The following is a 1,842-nucleotide window of genomic DNA, read 5'->3' on the forward strand; positions in this document are numbered from 1 at the left end:
GCGCCTGGACCGCTGGTGCTTCCTCCACGATGACATGCGCATTGGTCCCCGACACACCGAAGGAAGACACACCAGCCCGCCGCACCCGCTCCCCACGCCGCCACGCCACGGGCTCGGTCAGCAACTCCACCGCACCCGCATCCCAATCCACATGCGAAGACGGCTGATCCACATGCAACGTACGCGGCAGCACCTCACGATTCAGGGCCATGACCATCTTGATCACACCACCCACACCAGCAGCCGCCTGCGCATGACCGATGTTCGACTTCAACGACCCCAACCACAACGGCCGACCACCCTCACGCGCCCGCCCATACGTAGCCAGCAACGCCTGCGCCTCGATCGGATCACCCAACCGGGTCCCGGTCCCATGACCCTCAACAGCGTCCACGTCCGCCGTCGTCAGCCGGGCGTTGGCCAGCGCCTGCCGGATCACCCGCTCCTGCGACGGACCATTCGGCGCCGTCAACCCATTCGACGCACCATCCTGATTCACCGCCGAACCACGCACCACCGCCAGAACGCGATGCCCCTTCGCCCGAGCATCCGACAACCGCTCCAACAACAACACACCCACACCCTCGCCGAACCCCGTGCCGTCGGCCCCCTCAGCGAACGCCTTGCAGCGGCCGTCCACCGACAGGCCGCGCTGGCGGGAGAACTCCAGAAAGAGGCCCGGGGTGGACATCACCGTCGCTCCACCGGCCAGGGCCATCGAGCACTCACCGCTGCGCAGTGCCGCACTCGCCTGGTGCAGGGCCACCAACGACGACGAGCACGCGGTGTCCACCGTCACCGCAGGGCCTTCGAACCCGAAGGTGTACGCCACGCGCCCCGACGCCACGCTTCCCGCGCTGCCGGAGACCAGGTAGCCCTCGAGCTCTTCCGGGAACTTCCTCAGCCTGGAGGCGTAGTCGCTGTACATCACGCCCATGAACACGCCCGTGGCCGACCCGCGCAGCTCAGCCGGATCCATCCCAGCCCGCTCCATCGCCTCCCACGACGCCTCCAGCAGCAACCGCTGCTGCGGGTCCACCGCCAGCGCCTCACGCGGAGAAATACCGAAGAACTCCGCGTCGAAGTCCGCGGCATCGTTCAGGAAGCCACCGTCGATGGCATAGCTCGTCCCCGCGCGGTCCGGGTCCGGGTCGTACAGGGCCTCCAGATCCCAGCCACGATCGACCGGGAAGCCGGAAATGGCGTCCGTCCCACCGGCCACCAAATCCCACAACTCCTCGGGAGAGGCCACACCACCGGGATACCGGCAGCCCACCCCCACAATCGCAATCGGCTCCGCGTCCACTCCCACCACGGCGGGCACCACCTCAGCGCCATCTGGGCGCTCACCCGCGCCCAGCCGCCCGTCCAGATACCTGGCAACGGCCGAAGGCGTCGGATAGTCGAAGACCAAGGTGGTCGGGAGTCGAAGTCCGGTGGCCGCCCCAAGCTGATTGCGCAGCTCAACCGCGGTCAGGGAATCAAAGCCCAGATCCTTCAACGCGCGATCGCCACCCACGGCGTCGGCGGTCGAGTGGCCCAGCACCTTGGCGATGTGGGTACGAACGGTGGCGAGGATGAGGTCGTGCCGCTCGGCGTCGTCGAGATCCGCCACTCGCTGCTGAAGAGTCGTTGCCGCCGTCGAACCCGTACGACGTGCCGGGAACTTCACCAACCCTCGGTACAAACTCAGGAGAGTGCCACCGTTCGCCACATGCCTCTGAACCGCCGTGAGAGAGAGGCGGGCCAGGAGGAGCGAAGGGCGATCGGCCTCGATGGCCGTGTCGAGCAGAGACAGACCTTCTTCAGTGGTCATGGGGGTGATGCCGGTGCGGTTCAGGC

1 pseudogene is annotated in these 1,842 nt (G+C 67.3%); it reads right to left on the reverse strand.

Annotation, left to right across the window (positions count from 1 at the left end):
* Nucleotides 1–1,834: pseudogene (locus tag VT50_RS32380) on the reverse strand (type I polyketide synthase); the annotation flags it as partial.
* Nucleotides 1,835–1,842: the final 8 nt, after the last annotated feature.

The organism is Streptomyces antioxidans (assembly GCF_000968685.2).
Taxonomy (GTDB): Bacteria; Actinomycetota; Actinomycetes; order Streptomycetales; family Streptomycetaceae; genus Streptomyces; species Streptomyces antioxidans.